A 16,132-nucleotide genomic window follows, 5' to 3' on the forward strand; every position below is an offset into this window, starting at 1 on the left:
CCGCGTGTCCGCCATGGCGCGCGCCACAGATTCGCAGGTGAATCGAATCAGGCCCGGATCGGCTCGCGGGCTCCCTCGGCGCGGAGGATGCGGCGCAGACCGAGCGCGCCGAGCAGCCGCGCGACCCGGGGCGGCACGTCACGCAGCAGCAGTTCGCGGCCGGCGCTCGTCGCCCGGCGCTCGACCCCGAGCACCATGGCCAGCCCGATCGCGTCGACGGTCTGGACGCTCGACAGGTCGAGGACCAGCGGGCCGGTACCTGACCGGATCGCCTCGTCCAGCTGCCCCCGCAGCCCGCCGACGGTGGCCGCGTCGAGCCGCGGTCCGGCGACGACCAGCTGGTTCATCCGGCGCCCCCTCTGCCGACCGGCTGCACTAACAGCGCATCACGCTGCATTATCCATTAACGGGCAGCAAATACGGCAAGCGGGGCATAGGACATCAGCTCCACCAAACGGTGAAAGCCCGGTAACTCCGGAAGCATTCCGCGTCGTCAGCGTGGACCGCGGGTGGCACACTGGGGGCGTGACGGGGTTCGTGGCCGTGATGTTCGCGTTCGTAGTGGTGGCGTTCCTGGTCCTGATGCTTCGGTGGACGTACGGAACGGGCAAAGTTTCCGGCCCGGCGCCGGACGGGAAGAGCTCCGACTTCGGCCTGCTCCACGAGGTCGCGGTCGCCGCGTCGGCCGGCGAGGCCAACGCGCTGCGCGCTGTGCTCTCCGACGCCAACATCCGCTCGACCACCAGCGACGCCGGACGCGGGCGCGTCCGGGTGCTGGTGTTCGCCGCGGACCTGCAGAAGGCGCGGGCCCTGGTCGGGCCCGGCACCTACTGACGGCTCAGAACTCCTCGTCCTCCACGGTGACGCGCTCGATCGTCGCGCCGAGACCCCGCATCTGGCTCAGGAAGTCGGGGTAACCGCGGTCGATGTGGAACGCGTCCGCCACCTCGGTGACGCCGTCGGCACGCAGCCCCGCGATGACCAGGCCCACACCCGCGCGGATGTCGGTGGCCCGCACCGGAGCACCCGACAGCCAGTCTTTCCCGCGCACGACCGCGTGGTGGCCGTCGGTGCGCACGTCGGCACCGAGGCGGAGCATCTCGTTGATGAACATGAAGCGCGCGTCGAACACATTCTCGGTGACCATCGACGGACCGTCGGCCACCGCGCCGAGCGTGATCGCCATCGGCAGCATGTCGGTGGCGAAGCCCGGGTAGGGCAGCGTCACGATGTCGACCGCGCGCGGCCGCCGCTCCATCCGGACCCGGAAGCCCTCGGACGGCTCCATCGGGTCGAGGAAGTCGATCTGCGCGCCGGCCTGGTTGAGCTTGTCGAGCGCGATCTCCAGGTGACGCGGCTCGCTCCCCCGCACCGTGACGTCACCTTGGGTGATCGCGGCCGCGAACGCCCAGGTGCCGGACACGATCCGGTCGGGAACCGTGCGGTGGGTGACCGGACGCAGCTCCTCGACGCCCTCGACCTCGAGCGTCGACGTACCGGCGCCGTGGATCTCGGCGCCCATCTCGGTGAGCATCGAGCAGATGTCGACGATGTCGGGCTCACGGGCGGCGTTGTCGATCACCGTCGTGCCCTTGGCCAGCACCGCGGCCATCAGAATGTTCTCGGTGGCACCGACGCTCGGGAAGTCCAGCCAGATGCGCGCGCCGTGCAGCCGGGACGCGCGGGCCACGACGAAGCCGTGCTCGCTGGTGATCTCCGCGCCCATCCGCTCCAGGCCGGCGATGTGGTAATCGAGCCCGCGGGAACCGATCGCGTCACCACCGGGGTGCGGTACCCGCACCTCACCTCGCCGCGCCAGCAGCGGGCCCAGCACGTTTATCGACGCACGCATCCGGCGGACCAGGTTGTAGTCGGCCTCGGTGCCCGGCTGGGCCGGCACGTCGATCGTCAGCGTCTCGTCCTCGAGGGCCGCCTCGCAGCCGAGGCGCCGCAGCACCTCACTCATGATCGTCACGTCGAGGATACGGGGGACGTTCGTGAGCACCGTGCGGCCCTCGACGAGCAATGACGCCGCCATCAGCTTCAGGACGCTGTTCTTGGCACCACTGACCGTGACCTCGCCAACCAGCGGGGTCCCACCTGTCACACGAAATAGCTCCACCGGGCCCATCCTACGGGCCGCGCGGGAGTGCTCCGTGTCATGTCCACAACGGTCTGGCCATCCGGTGGATAACCTCGGGGAATGGCCGTGCACCTCACTCGCATCTATACCAAAACCGGCGATTCCGGGACGACGAACCTCGGCGACATGAGCCGGGTCGCCAAGACGCACCCCCGGATCGGGGCGTACGCCGACGTGAACGAGGCGAACGCGGTCGTCGGGGTGGCGCTCGCGCTCGGTCAACTCGCCGACGAGGTCGCGGAGGTGCTGCGGCCGATCCAGAACGACCTGTTCGACGTCGGCGCCGATCTCGCGACGCCCGTCGCCGAGGCCCCGAAGTACCCCCCGCTGCGGGTGACCGAGGCCCAGGTGGAGCGCCTCGAGGGCTGGTGCGACGAGTTCAACGCCCGGCTGCCCAAACTCGACAGTTTCATCCTGCCCGGCGGCACCCCCGGGGCGGCGCTGCTGCACCAGGCCACGACCGTCGTCCGGCGGGCCGAGCGGTCCACCTGGACGCTGCTCGAGGCCGAGCCGGAGACGACCGGCACGCTGCCGGCGAAGTACCTCAACCGGCTCTCGGACCTGCTGTTCATCCTGTCGCGCATCGCGAACCAGGGAAACGACGTGCTCTGGAGCCCGGGCGCTAGCGCGTAGGGAAGGAACCGGGAGCGGCGGACTCCAACCAGCTCAGGAAGCCGGTGAGCGCGCTGCCGCTCATCGCCAGCTCGACCGGGCCGCTGCGGTCGGTGCACTCGAGCACGACCGAGCCGGTCATCAACGCGAGCGTCTCCTGCTCGCTCGGGTCGCGCCGCCCGATCACCACCAGATCCCGGCGGGTCAGGACGCGGCGCGGCCACGGGGAAACGCTGAACAGCCGGTACCAGCGCAGCTGGTCACCGTTGAACCGGGCGAGCCCGAGGGCCCACCCGCGTCCGAGGCGCGCCCGGTACAGGCGCATCGACAGCTCCACCGCTCCGCTGCGTGCGATCAACACCCGGCGGACGAACAACACGGCCAGCAGGCCGAAGCCCAGCACGAACAGGAGCGCGACGCCTTCGAGCACAGTCGCCATCCGCCGTGCTCCCCCGCGCCCCTGGGCCTCAGTACTGCCCGGCAGGAGCACCCTCGGGGGTGCTCACGGTCTCGGCCAGAACCGACACACCGTCCGAGGTGACCGACAGGAAGCCACCGTGCACCGTCCAGCGGTGCTCACCGTCGGCCGCGCGCACGCGCACCTCGCCCGGGTCGACCAGCTCACCGAGCAGCGGCGTGTGCCCCGGCATGATGGCCAGTTCGCCCTCGGTCGTGCGGGCGATCAGGATCGACGCCTCGCCGGACCAGATCTTCTCTTCGACGGACACGACCTCGACGTGCAGCTCCGCCACGGCAGACTCCTCGTTTGGTTCGGATGCGGGTCCCGGGCCGTTCGGCCCGGGACCCGCGGTAAGACTGGGGACAGCTCACTCCTTGGCGAGCTCGGCCGCCTTCTTCTCCACGTCGTCGATGCCGCCGCACATGAAGAACGCCTGCTCCGGGTACTTGTCCAGGTCACCGGCGGCGATCGCCTTGAACGCCTCGATGGTGTCCTTGATCGGCACCGTCGAGCCGGGGATGCCGGTGAACTGCTCCGCCGCGTAGGTGTTCTGCGACAGGAACCGCTCGATCCGACGGGCCCGGCCGACGAGGAGCTTGTCCTCCTCGGAGAGTTCGTCGATACCGAGGATCGCGATGATGTCCTGGAGCTCCTTGTACCGCTGGAGGATCTCCTTGGTACGGGCCGCCACCCGGTAGTGCTCCTCGCCGACGTAACGCGCGTCGAGGATCCGGGAGGTGGAGTCCAGCGGGTCGATCGCCGGGTAGATGCCCTTGTCGGAGATCGCCCGGGACAGCGTCGTGGTCGCGTCGAGGTGCGCGAACACCGTGTGCGGCGCGGGGTCGGTGATGTCGTCGGCGGGGACGTAGATCGCCTGCATCGAGGTGATCGAGTGACCGCGCGTCGACGTGATGCGCTCCTGCAACTGGCCCATCTCGTCCGCCAGCGTGGGCTGGTAACCCACGGCGGAGGGCATGCGGCCGAGCAGCGTCGAGACCTCGGAACCGGCCTGCGTGAACCGGAAGATGTTGTCGACGAAGAGCAGCACGTCCTGGTTCTGGACGTCGCGGAAGTACTCCGCCATGGTGAGCGCGGCCAGCGCGACGCGGAGACGCGTGCCCGGCGGCTCGTCCATCTGGCCGAAGACCAGCGCGGTCTTCTCCAGAACGCCGCTCTCGTCCATCTCCAGGATCAGGTCGTTGCCCTCGCGGGTGCGCTCACCCACGCCGGCGAAGACCGAGACGCCACCGAAGTTGTTGGCGACACGGATGATCATCTCCTGGATGAGCACCGTCTTGCCCACGCCGGCGCCGCCGAACAGGCCGATCTTTCCACCACGCACGTACGGCGTCAGCAGGTCGATCGCCTTCAGACCGGTCTCGAAGATCTCGGTCTTGCTCTCGAGCTGGTCGAAGGCCGGCGGGTCACGGTGGATCGGCCAGCGCTCGGTGACCTCGAACTGCTCGCCCTCCTTGAGGTTGAGCACCTCGCCGAGCGCGTTGAACACGCGGCCCTTGGTGATGTCGCCGACCGGCACGCTGATCGGAGCACCGGTGTCGATGACCTCGGCTCCCCGGACCAGGCCGTCGGTGGGCTGCATCGAGATCGTCCGGACCACGTTGTCGCCCAGGTGCTGGGCGACCTCGAGGGTCAGGGTCTTCGCGATGCTCTCCACGTCGACCTTCACGTGCAGGGCGTTGTTGAGGTCGGGAATCGAACCCTTGGGGAACTCGACGTCGACAACGGGGCCGCGCACGCTTACGACGCGGCCGCTGGCGGCCTCGGACTGCGTCCCGGCCGTGTTCTCAACAGTGGTGGCAGTCATCAGTCGTCACTTCCTGCAGTGGCGAGAGCGTTGGAGCCACCAACGATCTCACTGATCTCCTGGGTGATCTGGGCCTGGCGTGCCGCGTTGGCTTCGCGGCTGAGGCTCTTGACGAGTTCGCCGGCGTTGTCGCTCGCCGACTTCATCGCCTGCCGGCGCGACGCCGACTCCGAGGCCGCGGACTCCAGCAGAGCCGCGTAGATGCGGGTGTTCAGGTACTTCGGCAGCAGCGCCGAGAGCAGCTGCTCGGGCTCCGGCTCGAACTCGTAGATCGGGCGCGGCCCCTCTGGGTGCGCCTCCTCCGAGACGTCCATCGGCGCGAACCGGTGCGCGACCGGCCGCTGGGTGATCATCGACACCAGGTCGGTGGAGACCAGGTGCAGCTCGTCCACCCCGTGGACGCCGTCCAGGCCGGGCCCGTCCAGCGTGTCGTCGGCGCCGGCCAGGAAGGTCTGCACGAGGAACTCGCCGACCTCCTTGGCGTCGTCGTAGTCCGGCGACTCGGAGAAGCCCGTCCAGGACCGCTCGATGTGCCGGTTCCGGAACCGGAAGTACGCCGCGCCCTTACGGCCGATGACGTACAGAACCGGCTCCTGGCCGTCCGACTGGACCTGAGCGATGAGCTGCTCGGCCCGGCGGATCACGTTGGCGTTGTAGCCACCGGCCAGACCACGGTCACTGGTGATGAGGAGGATCCCCACCCGCTTCACGCGCTCGCGAGCGTTGAGAAGCGGGTGGTCGATCGACGAGGAGTTCGTCGCGAGCGCGGTGAGCACCCGGGTGATCGCCTCGGCGTAGGGGCGCGACGCCTCGACCCGGGCGCGCGCCTTCGCGATCCGCGAAGTAGCGATCAGCTCCTGCGCCTTGGTGATCTTCTTGGTCTGCTGAACCGACTTGATCCGGCGTCGCAGCACCCGAAGCGAGGCGGGCACGGATCAGCCCTCCTGGTCAGTGTGTCGGGTGACGCTTTCGGCCGAGTCCTCGTCCTTCGCCTCGATGACCTGGTCGCTGCTCGCGCCGACCTCGAACTGCTGCTTGAACTCGGTGATCGCGTCGGTCAGCGACTGCGCGGTGTCGTCCTCGAGCTTGCCCGTGGACTCGATCGTGGAGAAGATGTCGGACTTGTTGCGCCGGATGAAGTCGAGGAACTCCGACTCGAACCGGCGGATGTCGGCGACCGGGATGTCGTCGAGCTGACCGGTGGTGCCGGCCCACACCGAGACGACCTGCTCCGGGACCGAGAACGGCGAGTACTGGGGCTGCTTGAGCAGCTCGACCAGACGCGAACCGCGCTCCAGCTGGTTGCGCGACGCCCGGTCCAGGTCGGAACCGAAGGCCGAGAAGGCCTCCAGCTCGCGGTACTGGGCCAGGTCCAGACGCAGACGACCGGCGACCGAACGCATCGCGCGGACCTGCGCCGAACCACCGACCCGCGACACCGAGGTACCGACGTTGATGGCGGGGCGGACACCGGCGTTGAACAGGTCGGTCTCGAGGAAGACCTGGCCGTCGGTGATCGAGATGACGTTGGTCGGGATGAAGGCCGAGATGTCGTTGGCCTTCGTCTCGATGATCGGCAGACCGGTCATCGATCCGCCACCCAGCTCGTCGGAGAGCTTCGCGCAACGCTCGAGCAGCCGCGAGTGCAGGTAGAAGACGTCGCCCGGGTAGGCCTCACGGCCCGGCGGGCGGCGCAGCAGCAGCGACACGGCGCGGTAGGCCTCGGCCTGCTTGGTCAGGTCGTCGAAGATGATCAGGACGTGCTGGCCCTGGTACATCCAGTGCTGGCCGATGGCCGAACCGGTGTAGGGGGCGATGTACTTGAAGCCGGCCGGGTCGGACGCCGGAGCCGCGACGATCGTCGTGTACTCCATCGCGCCGGCCTCTTCGAGCGCGCCGCGCACCGAAGCGATCGTCGAGCCCTTCTGGCCGACCGCGACGTAGATGCACTTGACCTGCTTCTTCGGGTCGCCGCTCTCCCAGTTGGCCTTCTGGTTGATGATCGTGTCGATGGCCACCGCGGTCTTGCCGGTCTGGCGGTCACCGATGATCAGCTGCCGCTGGCCCCGGCCGATCGCGGTCATCGCGTCGATGGCCTTGATGCCGGTCTGCAGCGGCTCCTTCACGGGCTGGCGCTGGACCACCGTGGGGGCCTGCAGCTCCAGGATCCGGCGGCCTTCGGCCTGGATCTCGCCCTTGCCGTCGATCGGGTTGCCCAGCGGGTCGACGACCCGGCCGAGGAAGCCGTCACCGACCGGCGCGGACAGGATCTGCCCGGTGCGACGGACCGTCTGGCCCTCCTCGATACCCGCGAAGTCGCCGAGGATGATGACACCGAGCTCGCGGGGCTCGAGGTTGAGCGCCATCCCGAGGGTGCCGTCCTCGAACTGCAGCAGTTCGTTGGTCATCGTCGAGGGGAGGCCCTCGACGTGGGCGATGCCGTCGCCGGTATCGGCGACCACACCGACCTCCTCGCGGGAGACCTCGGGTGAATAGGAAGAGACGTAACGCTCGATCGCGCCGCGGATCTCCTCGGAGGAGATGGTCAGCTCGGCCATCTGATAGTTCCTCGATCTCGTCTTGTGGTCAGCGACTGAGCTGACCGAGCCTGCACGTCTGGTAGTGGGGGGTGCCGCGGTGCGTCAGTTGGCCAGCGCGCCGCGCGCCTGCTCGAGGCGTCGGGCAACGCTCCCGTCGTACAGGTCGTCACCGACCCGCACCGTCACCCCACCGAGTAGCGAGGGGTCGACCTCGACCTTCAAAGACACCGATCGCCCGTAGATCGCGGCCAGACGCGCAACCAACCGCTCCTCCTGTGCGGGAGTCAACGGCGCGGCTGCTGTCACATACGCTATCTCGCGGTCGCGCCGCGCGGCCGTCAGCTCGACGAGACGCTGCAGCGATGCGTCGAACCCGCGGCCGCCGAGGCCGTGGACGGCGCTCGAGACCAGCCGCACGGTGACCGGGTCGGTGCGGTTCTGCAGCAGCCCCGTCGCCAGCTCCGTGCGCTGCTCGACCGGCGCCGTGGCGTCGGCGAGCAACTGCCCGAGCCGCGGGGTGCCGTCGACGATGCGCGCGAACCGGAACAGCTGGTCCTCGACGTCGGCCAGCGAACCGGTGGCGTCCGCCTCGTCCAGCTCGGCGTCGACCGCCAGCAGCTCGACGGCGTCCACCAGGTCGTGGGCCCTCGACCAGCGGGCCGCGACCGCGGCCCGCAGAATCGTCGCCGCATCCGCGCCGACCCGCTGACCCACGAGCGCGTCGAGCAGACCCGTGCGGGCCTCCTCCGACTTCGTGGAGTCGGCCAGCGCGCGCCGCAGCCCGGGCTCGCGCCCGAGCAGCACGGCGACCGCACGCAGGTCGGCGGCGAGCGCCACCCGGTCGACGCCGGCCGGTGCCGTGGCACCGGCGGCGCTCACCGGACGGGAACCCGCCGGAGAGACACCGCCCGGCGCCGTCTCGGCAGCCGGAGCGGCTCCGCCCCGGGTGATCTCGGCCAGCTGCGACCGGATCCCGGCCAGGGAGTCCCGGCTAGCGCCCTGCATCAGCGCCGCCCTCCCGTGGTGGTGTCCAGGTCGTCCAGGAACCGCTCGACCGTGCCGGTGCGCCGGGCCTCGTCGGCCAGCGACTCACCGACGATGCGGCCGGCCAGGTCGACCGCGATACGGCCGATGTCGGCGCGGATCTCGGTCACCAGACGCTGCCGCTCGGCAGCCAACTGCTCTTCGCCCCGCTCGACGATCCGAGCGGCCTGCTCCTGGGCCTCGGCTCGCATCTCGTCGATGATGCGCGCGCCCTCGGCGCGCGCCTCCTCGCGGATGCGGCCGGCTTCGCCCCGTGCGTCGGCCAGCTGCGCCCGGTACTGCTCGAGCGCGGCCTTGGCCTCGGCCTGGGCTTCTTCGGCCCGCTTGATCCCGCCTTCGATCGCTTCCGATCGCTCCTCGTAGGTCTTCTCGAAGAGGGGGTAGACCTTCTTCGCGAGGAACCAGAAAAGCAGTGCGAAAGCGACGAGTCCGACGATGAGTTCGGACGTGTGCGGGAGGAGCGGATTTACCTCGCCGTCCTCGGACGCGAGGAGAGTCGTCACGATCTCCGTCGTCGCAGACATGGTCGTCAGAGCGCGAACGCGAGACCGATACCGATGATGGCGAGCGCCTCAGCCAGGGCGAAGCCCAGGATCGCGATGCCCTGGAGCGTGCCACGGGCCTCCGGCTGGCGGGCCACACCGGCGATGTAGGCGGCGAAGATCAGGCCGATACCGACGCCCGGGCCGATGGCGGCCAGGCCGTAGCCGACCATGTTCAGGTTGCCTTCCATGCTGCGTTCCCTTTCTCGATGGGTGAATGGCCGCCGCTGCGGGGTGGGTGCGCGGCGAGCGGGAGATTCAGGTCAGTGCTCGGCTTCCATGGCGCCCGCGATGTACAGCGCCGACAGCAGCGCGAACACGTAGGCCTGCAGGATCTGGATGAAGCCTTCGAAGAAGGTCAGGATGATCCCGCCGAGGAAGCCGACCGGGCTCAGGAACGGCAGCGCCCCGGTGCCCTCGGTGAGCATGTACTCGCCACCGAGGATGCAGAGAAGCAGCACCAGGTGGCCGGCGAACATGTTCATCGAAAGACGGAGGGCGAGCGTGAACGGCCGGATGATGAAGGTAGAGAAGAACTCCAGCGGCGCGAGCAGGAAGTAGATCGGCCACGGCACCCCGGGCGGGAAGCACATGTTCTTGAAATAGCCGACGAAGCCCTGCCGACGGATGCCGACGGCGTTGTAGATGATCCAGGAGATCACCGCGAGGAACGCGGGAATCGCGATCTTCGACGAGGCCGGGAACTGCAGCACCGGAATGATGCCGGAGATGTTCAGCACCAGGATGAAGAAGAACACCGTGACGATGTACGGAACGAACTTCTTGCCGTGCTTGGTGCCGATCGAGTCGAGGACGACGCTGTTGCGGATCATCCCGTAGGCCTGCTCACCGGCGAACTGCAGCTTGCCGGGGACGAGCTTCGGGTTGCGTGCGGCGGCGTAGAAGAACGCGGCGACCGCGATCGTGCCGAGCACGATGATCAGCATCGGCTTCGTGAAGAACGTGCCCTCGCCGAAAAGCGGCGGGAACTCGAAGTCACCGGGGCCCGGCGCTTCGAATCCTGGCCCGGCGGCAAGGAGCTGGTTGCTCACGGCTTCTCCTCCTCGGCGGTGGTGTCTGACGGCGGCCCTGACGGTCGCTGAACGCGGTGCGAGCGGGACGGAGCCGAGGCGCGTGGCAGATCAGTTTTGGGCAGATCAGGCTGGGCAGGGGGCATCGGTATCGATGACCCGGATTGCGGCCTACCGTACCGGATGTATGTCAGCCAGATTCCGAGCACCCCCCCGATGATGAATCCGACTCCGATGAGTGCGGGAATGTCCAGCCAACGCGCCGCCGCCCACCCGATGAAGCCCCAAATCGTGACGCCGGAAATGAGGTAGCTCACCACGTGCCACGGGTCGACCGTGGGCACCGCGGAGGCATCCTGCCAGCGCTTACGCTCGCTCTCGGCGGCGTCACTCTCCGGCATGTCAGGGTTGACTTCGGGTGATCGTTTGTCGTGGTCGGCATCGGCCATCATCGGCCACCTCCCACTGTTCGAGTAGCGGACGAATTAGTGACGTCCGAACTCGTCGTTGTTGTTTCTTTAGTGTTCACGTCCGGCGACTCGCCGTCGATTACCTCGGAGGTCGTATTGCGGGCGGCGGCGGCCAGATGACGCCGTAGCGCCAACACATTCCACACCAGTGCACCGGCGATCACGACGAGACCGAGCGCGCGGGCGTCCAACCAGGGTTGGTCTTTGAGTGCGACCAGAGCCACCAGGAGCAGGACGACCCGGAACAAGTAGTTGATGCCGAGTACGAGATAGGCGATACCCGGCGCGAGTTGCGCATCCACCAGGAACGGGAGCCGCCCAGAAGCGAGAAACGCGGCGACCAGACCCAGCCCGACGGCCGCACCGGCCAATGCTTCGGTGCCGCCGAGAAGGAATGCCCCGCCGAGCAGTACGACGACGCCGGCGAGGGCAAGGAATAGCGGCGATGTGCGGGACATGAGGCGGCTCCGGTCGGCGCGGCGCTTCGGTGCGCCGAGTTCGTCGGTCGGGGTCGTCAGGCGGCGTTCAGCGAGCCAAATCGCGTCTCTGACTAGCTCGTGAAACGTATCACGAACGCTCGTACCGTGTTTTCGGGGGGTAGGCCCGGGCACGCCGAAGGACCACCCTCTCGAGTGGCTCGGGCCACCGTACTCCCCCCGCGCCAGCGGCGTGGGGGCACTACGGCCCGGTGAGCCGGTCCGCGATCACGGTGACCGCGTCGTCGATCTGGTCGGCGACGGCCGTGAAGTACTCCGGGGCGCGGCCCCAGGGATCGGGCACCTCGTCGGAGTACCTGGCCCCGTCGCGGAGCCGGTCGGCCGCGGCCACCAGCGCCCGCCCGCGGGTCACCAGGTCACCGGTGGGCAGCTCGCCGTCGGGGACGGCCGCGGCCAGGCGGGCGAACTCGCCCAGGACGAACGTCCGCGCGCTCGCGGCCGGATCCATCTCGGCGACGAACTCCACCTGCTCGATCGTGGCGGTGAGCACGAGATCCGAACCGTGGACCTCGTCGTGGACCTCGGCGTAACCGCCGAGCATCGCCGGGACGAGCATCCGCGCGCGGAACCCCTCCGGGTCTCCCCCGCGGGCCAGCACCTCCGCGGCCGACTGGTGGTGCATCGACTCGCCCTCGTGCCACGCACCGGTGCCGGCGCCGTGCACGACGACGAGGTCGCTGGTGCCCAGCCGCTCCTCGACGCGCAGACGCAGCAGGCGTTCGGCCATCGGCGACCGGCAGATGTTCCCCATGCAGACCATCAGGACGCTGAAGCGGGTGCTCATGCTTCGGTGGCCAGCGCGGCGGCGGGCTCGTCGTCGGGACCGCGGCCGTCCTTGTCCAGCAGGTTCGGCACGACCTCACGCAGCGTCGCCAGGTCGAGCGCGCCCTGGCGCAGCACCCGCGGGACCTCGCCGGTGACGTCGACGATCGTCGACGCGACCGGATCGCCGCATGACCCGGCCTCCAGATAGACCTCGACCAGCCAGCCCAGCTGGTCGCGGGCCTCCTCGGCGGTGGTGGCCGGCGGCTGTCCGGAGACGTTCGCGCTGGACACCGCCATCGGGCCGGTGGCCTCCAGCACCTCGAGCGCGATCGGGTGCAGCGGCATCCGGACTGCGACCGTGCCGTCGGCGTCGCCCAGGTCCCAGGCCAGCGACGACGCCTGCTCAACGATGATCGTCAAACCGCCCGGCCAGAACGCGTCGACCAGCTCGTGCACGGTCGGCGGGACGGCGATCACCAGGCCGTCGAGCGTGCGGCGGTTGCCGACGAGCACCGGCACCGGCATGTCCCGGCCGCGCTGTTTCGCGGTGAGCAGGGAGTCGACCGCGGTCGGCGTGAACGCGTCGGCACCGATGCCGTACACGGTGTCGGTCGGCAGAACGATCAGGTCACCTCGGCGTACGGCGTCGATCGCCGCGGCGATGCCGGCTGTGCGATCGGCCGGGTCGGAGCAGTTGTAGGTCCGGGTCACCCGGCCAGCTTACGGCGGCGCGCGGTGGTGAAGCGGGGACGGTCGGCGAGGTCGGAGTTGTCGGCGACGTCGGTGAACGCCGGGTGGCGCCGGACCAGCGCCGGCAGCGACTCGCCCTGCACGTCGGCGTGCTCGATGCCCAGCACCCCGCCGGGCCGGAGCAGCGCCGCGGCCCGCACCAGCAACCGGCGGACGACGTCCAGACCGTCCGGGCCGCCCCAGAGCGCGGCGGCCGGATCGTGCTCGGCCACCTCCGGGCTGACCGTCGAACCGTCCGGCACGTACGGCGGGTTCGTCACGACGACGTCGACCGTGCCGTCGAGCTCGGCGAGCACGTCGGGCGAGGTGGCGTCGCCGTGGACCAACGTGATCGGCCGGTCGCCGGCGGCGTGGCGGGTCTGGGCGTTGCGCCGGGCCCAGGCCAGTGCCAGCTCCTCGCGCTCCACGCCGTAGACCGTGGCGTCCGGGCACTCGTTCGCCACGGCCAGCGCGATCGCCCCGGAGCCGGTGCACAGGTCGACGACGACCGAGCCCGGCGCGTGGTCGACGGCCCAGCCCGCCAGCAACTCGGTCTCCGGCCGGGGCACGAACACCCCCGGCCCGACCGCCAGCTCCAGGTGGCGGAACCCGGCCAGGCCGGTGAGGTGCTGCAGCGGCACCCGCCGGGCGCGTTCGGCGACGAGTTCGTCGTAGCGGGCGGCCGCGGCCCGGTCGAAGCTCGCCAGCAACAGCCTCCCCCGCGGGACGCCGAGCACGAACGCGGCGAGTTCCTCGGCGTCGAACCGCGGTGACGCCACCCCGGCGTCGGTCAGCCGGCGGACGGCACCGGCCAGCACCGGGCCCAGAGCGAGAGTGTCCACCGCAGAACCCTATGCCGTGTCGGCCGCCACCTCGGCCGGTGCCCACCGGGGTGCGGTCGCCGGGAACACCGTCCGCACCGCGTCGACGACGACCACCGACAGACAGAGCGGGACGGCGAGCACGCTCCACAGCGTGCCGCCGAGCTGGTCGGGCACCGCGCTGAAGCAGAGCGCGGCGCCGAGCACCACCGCCCAGCGGCGGGCGCGGGTTCCGGCGCAGGCCGCGAGCAGTACGCCACCCCAGACCACGTACCAGGCGTGCATCACCGGGCCCGAGCTCGCGAGCACGAGCAGCGCGGCGCCGACGAACGCGCCGGCCCTGCGCCAGTTCGGTTCGGCGCCGGCCCGCCAGAGCAGCGCCGCGATCGCGATCGCCCCGGCCGCCGCGACCACGGACCGGGCCAGCGCCAGCGTGTCGGTGTAGCTCGCGACCCCTCCGGTCACGAGGTACACCACCGATCCGACGAGCGACGCCGGCGCCCAGTAGATACGCACGCGCCCCGGCACGTCCATCGCGCTGAGCCAACCCCAGCCGTGCGGCACCAGGAGCGAGCACCCGAGCACGACGACGCCGATCGTGACCACGGCCGCGACCCGGCGCCGCACCGGGACGGGCTGGCGCACGAGGTGGGCGAGCAGGTAGCCGATCAGCAGGATCCCGGGCAGCTTCACCGAGAACGCGAGCGCGGCGGCCAGCGCGGCCACCACGTACCAGCGCCGCCGCACGGCGTAGATCGTCACCGCGGCCAGCAGGCCGAGCAGGGCGTCGAGGTGCGCACCACCGACCAGGTGCACCACGACCAGCGGGTTCGCCGCGACGAGCGTCAGCGCGAGCGCCCGCTCCTCCGGCGGCGCGAGCCGCGTCACGAGCACCGCGACCGCGACGACCGCGAGCACCACGAGCGCCCGTAAGAGCAGCGCCGCCACCGAGATGTGCCCGGCCGAGAGCGCCGCCGTGCCCTGCAACGCCGCGAGCATGAGCGGCCCGTACGGCGCCGGGGTGTCGCGCCAGACCGGCGAGACCGCGTCCAGCACGTGGCCGGGGCCGAGCAGCGACGGCCCGTACGCGTACGGGTCGAGGCCCTGGCCCACCATCGTGCCCTGGGCGAAGTACGACCAGACGTCCAGGCTGAGCACCGGCGGTGCCACCAGCATCGGCGCGCACCAGCAGGCCGCGATCGTGGCGACCGTCCGGACGTCGACCGCGCGGGCCTCCGCGAGCCGGTAGAGGCGGAGGAAGACGAGCGCGAGCGCCGCGAGGCCGAACAACGCGCACACCGCCCAGCCCACCGGGCTGTGCGTGTCGGGGCGCCAGAGCGCGAGCGGCCCGTCCGGTGGCGTCGCCCCACCGGCGGTGCCCGCCCGCGTGACACCGACCGCGATCGCCACGGACGCTGCCGTTCCACCCCAGGTCAGCCTCGACAGCGTAGTCACGGGTACACCCAGTCAGACCCGTGAGCGTGCGAGGCGGCGTGCGGGTGGCCGCGCGGTGACGCGCGAGAAAAGAGTTACTCGGCTCCGGCCAGGCGGGCCGCGTTGTCGGCCTCGGTGAGCGCGTTGAGCACGCCGTCCAGGTCGCCGTCGAGCACCTGGTCGAGGTTGTAGGCCTTGTAGTTGACCCGGTGGTCGGAGATCCGGTTCTCCGGGAAGTTGTACGTACGCACCCGCTCGGAGCGGTCGACCGTACGCACCTGGGAACGCCGGGCGTCGCTCGCGGCGGCGTCGGCGTCGGCCCGGGCGGCGGCCAGCAGCCGCGCGCGCAGGATCCGCAGCGCCGACTCCTTGTTCTGCAGCTGGGACTTCTCGTTCTGACAGGAGACGACGATGCCGGTCGGGAGGTGCGTGATGCGCACCGCCGAGTCGGTCGTGTTGACGCTCTGCCCGCCCGGACCGGACGACCGGTAGACGTCGATCCGCAGGTCGTTCGGGTCGACCGTGACGTCGACCTCCTCGGCCTCCGGCATGACCAGCACGCCCGCGGCCGACGTGTGGATGCGCCCCGCCGACTCGGTGACCGGCACCCGCTGCACGCGGTGGACGCCGCCCTCGAACTTCAGCCGCGACCAGACACCGCCGTCCGCGCTCGGACGGCTCTTCACCGCGACCGAGACGTCCTTGTATCCGCCCAGGTCGGAGCCGGTGGCGTCGATGATCTCGGTCTTCCAGCCCTCACGCTCGGCGTAGCGGAGGTACATCCGGAGCAGGTCGCCGGCGAAGAGCGCGGACTCCTCGCCGCCCTCCCCTGCCTTGACCTCGAGGATGACGTCCTTGCTGTCGTCGGGGTCGCGCGGCAGCAGCTGCTCACGCAGTTTCGCGTCCAGCGCCGGGAGCCGTTCGGCCAGCTCCTCGGCCTCGGCGGCGAACGCCGGGTCGTCCGCGGCCAGCTCGCGGGCGGTCTCCAGGTCACCCTGCACCGCCTCGATCTCCCGGACGGTGGCCACGACCGGCCCCAGCTCGGCGTACCGGCGTCCGAGCTCGCGCGCGCGGCCCTGGTCGGCGTGGACCGCGGGGTCGGCGAGTTGCTGCTCGAGCGAGGCGTACTCCTCGAGGATCGAGGTCAGCCGGTCGGTGCGGGTGTCGGTCATCAGGTCACTCCGGGCGTCAGGGGCGGACGAGCAATAACGACGACGGC

The 16,132-nt window shown here is 70.3% G+C and carries 20 protein-coding genes; 2 read left to right on the forward strand and 18 right to left on the reverse strand.

The window, feature by feature from the left end:
* Nucleotides 1–47 precede the first annotated feature (47 nt).
* Nucleotides 48–347, reverse strand: coding sequence for an STAS domain-containing protein (locus CRYAR_RS33865; RefSeq protein WP_035857238.1), 300 nt, complete (start codon nucleotides 345–347; stop codon nucleotides 48–50).
* Nucleotides 348–525: 178 nt separating this feature from the next.
* On the opposite strand from CRYAR_RS33865, the gene CRYAR_RS33870 reads away from it, so the two are divergent.
* Nucleotides 526–834 carry a hypothetical protein gene (locus tag CRYAR_RS33870; RefSeq protein ID WP_035857240.1) on the forward strand — a complete coding sequence of 103 codons (309 nt, stop codon included), beginning with the start codon at nucleotides 526–528 and terminating at the stop codon, nucleotides 832–834.
* 4 nt (nucleotides 835–838) lie between these two features.
* Here the strand turns inward: CRYAR_RS33870 and murA are convergent, their stop codons facing one another.
* Nucleotides 839–2,131, reverse strand: a complete 1,293-nt coding sequence (murA, locus tag CRYAR_RS33875) for a UDP-N-acetylglucosamine 1-carboxyvinyltransferase (RefSeq protein WP_035857243.1) — start codon at nucleotides 2,129–2,131, stop codon at nucleotides 839–841.
* Between the two features lie 72 nt (nucleotides 2,132–2,203).
* Between murA and CRYAR_RS33880 the strand changes: the two genes are divergently transcribed.
* Nucleotides 2,204–2,776, forward strand: a complete 573-nt coding sequence (locus CRYAR_RS33880; protein ID WP_035857244.1) for a cob(I)yrinic acid a,c-diamide adenosyltransferase — start codon at nucleotides 2,204–2,206, stop codon at nucleotides 2,774–2,776.
* Here the strand turns inward: CRYAR_RS33880 and CRYAR_RS33885 are convergent.
* The 16 genes from CRYAR_RS33885 to prfA all read right to left on the reverse strand — a co-directional run bounded on the left by CRYAR_RS33885 (nucleotide 2,766) and on the right by prfA (nucleotide 16,085).
* Nucleotides 2,766–3,194 (reverse strand): DUF2550 domain-containing protein, encoded by a 429-nt coding sequence (locus CRYAR_RS33885; RefSeq protein WP_051571302.1) that lies wholly within the window; start codon nucleotides 3,192–3,194, stop codon nucleotides 2,766–2,768. The genes CRYAR_RS33880 and CRYAR_RS33885 overlap by 11 nt on opposite strands.
* 28 nt (nucleotides 3,195–3,222) lie before the next feature.
* Nucleotides 3,223–3,507, reverse strand: a complete 285-nt coding sequence (locus CRYAR_RS33890; RefSeq protein WP_035857245.1) for a F0F1 ATP synthase subunit epsilon — start codon at nucleotides 3,505–3,507, stop codon at nucleotides 3,223–3,225.
* 75 nt (nucleotides 3,508–3,582) lie between these two features.
* On the reverse strand, nucleotides 3,583–5,040 hold the full coding sequence (gene atpD, locus CRYAR_RS33895) for a F0F1 ATP synthase subunit beta (protein WP_035857246.1): 1,458 nt from the start codon (nucleotides 5,038–5,040) through the stop codon (nucleotides 3,583–3,585).
* Entirely contained in the window at nucleotides 5,040–5,972 is a 933-nt protein-coding gene (locus CRYAR_RS33900) for a F0F1 ATP synthase subunit gamma (protein ID WP_035857247.1), read from the reverse strand. The genes atpD and CRYAR_RS33900 overlap by 1 nt, the downstream gene beginning before the upstream one ends.
* Nucleotides 5,973–5,975: 3 nt before the next feature.
* A complete protein-coding gene (atpA, locus tag CRYAR_RS33905; protein ID WP_035857248.1) occupies nucleotides 5,976–7,598 on the reverse strand; it encodes a F0F1 ATP synthase subunit alpha in 1,623 nt (540 codons plus the stop codon).
* An 84-nt stretch (nucleotides 7,599–7,682) separates the two neighbouring features.
* Nucleotides 7,683–8,585, reverse strand: coding sequence for a F0F1 ATP synthase subunit delta (locus CRYAR_RS33910; protein WP_035857249.1), 903 nt, complete (start codon nucleotides 8,583–8,585; stop codon nucleotides 7,683–7,685).
* On the reverse strand, nucleotides 8,585–9,148 hold the full coding sequence (locus CRYAR_RS33915) for a F0F1 ATP synthase subunit B (protein ID WP_035857250.1): 564 nt from the start codon (nucleotides 9,146–9,148) through the stop codon (nucleotides 8,585–8,587). Before CRYAR_RS33915 ends, CRYAR_RS33910 begins: the two co-directional genes overlap by 1 nt.
* Nucleotides 9,149–9,153: 5 nt before the next feature.
* Complete coding sequence (gene atpE, locus CRYAR_RS33920) at nucleotides 9,154–9,357, reverse strand: ATP synthase F0 subunit C (RefSeq protein ID WP_035857252.1); 204 nt, start codon at nucleotides 9,355–9,357, stop codon at nucleotides 9,154–9,156.
* 72 nt (nucleotides 9,358–9,429) lie between these two features.
* Nucleotides 9,430–10,218: a F0F1 ATP synthase subunit A gene (gene atpB, locus CRYAR_RS33925; protein WP_035857253.1), complete on the reverse strand. Its 789-nt coding sequence runs from the start codon at nucleotides 10,216–10,218 to the stop codon at nucleotides 9,430–9,432.
* Nucleotides 10,215–10,646: an AtpZ/AtpI family protein gene (locus CRYAR_RS33930; protein WP_157018279.1), complete on the reverse strand. Its 432-nt coding sequence runs from the start codon at nucleotides 10,644–10,646 to the stop codon at nucleotides 10,215–10,217. Before CRYAR_RS33930 ends, atpB begins: the two co-directional genes overlap by 4 nt.
* Nucleotides 10,646–11,125 (reverse strand): hypothetical protein, encoded by a 480-nt coding sequence (locus CRYAR_RS47715; RefSeq protein ID WP_157018280.1) that lies wholly within the window; start codon nucleotides 11,123–11,125, stop codon nucleotides 10,646–10,648. The genes CRYAR_RS33930 and CRYAR_RS47715 overlap by 1 nt, the downstream gene beginning before the upstream one ends.
* A 220-nt stretch (nucleotides 11,126–11,345) precedes the next feature.
* Entirely contained in the window at nucleotides 11,346–11,948 is a 603-nt protein-coding gene (locus CRYAR_RS33940; RefSeq protein WP_035857258.1) for an arsenate reductase/protein-tyrosine-phosphatase family protein, read from the reverse strand.
* Nucleotides 11,945–12,640: an L-threonylcarbamoyladenylate synthase gene (locus CRYAR_RS33945; RefSeq protein ID WP_051571303.1), complete on the reverse strand. Its 696-nt coding sequence runs from the start codon at nucleotides 12,638–12,640 to the stop codon at nucleotides 11,945–11,947. The genes CRYAR_RS33940 and CRYAR_RS33945 overlap by 4 nt, the downstream gene beginning before the upstream one ends.
* The gene (gene prmC, locus CRYAR_RS33950; RefSeq protein ID WP_211247771.1) at nucleotides 12,637–13,500 is read right to left on the reverse strand and encodes a peptide chain release factor N(5)-glutamine methyltransferase; all 864 of its coding nucleotides are present in this window, start codon (nucleotides 13,498–13,500) and stop codon (nucleotides 12,637–12,639) included. The genes CRYAR_RS33945 and prmC overlap by 4 nt, the downstream gene beginning before the upstream one ends.
* Nucleotides 13,501–13,509: 9 nt before the next feature.
* The gene (gene mptB, locus CRYAR_RS47720; RefSeq protein ID WP_157018281.1) at nucleotides 13,510–14,934 is read right to left on the reverse strand and encodes a polyprenol phosphomannose-dependent alpha 1,6 mannosyltransferase MptB; all 1,425 of its coding nucleotides are present in this window, start codon (nucleotides 14,932–14,934) and stop codon (nucleotides 13,510–13,512) included.
* 74 nt (nucleotides 14,935–15,008) lie between these two features.
* Nucleotides 15,009–16,085, reverse strand: a complete 1,077-nt coding sequence (gene prfA, locus CRYAR_RS33960) for a peptide chain release factor 1 (protein ID WP_035857262.1) — start codon at nucleotides 16,083–16,085, stop codon at nucleotides 15,009–15,011.
* Nucleotides 16,086–16,132: the final 47 nt, after the last annotated feature.

It is taken from the genome of Cryptosporangium arvum DSM 44712 (assembly GCF_000585375.1).
GTDB classification, from domain to species: Bacteria; Actinomycetota; Actinomycetes; order Mycobacteriales; family Cryptosporangiaceae; genus Cryptosporangium; species Cryptosporangium arvum.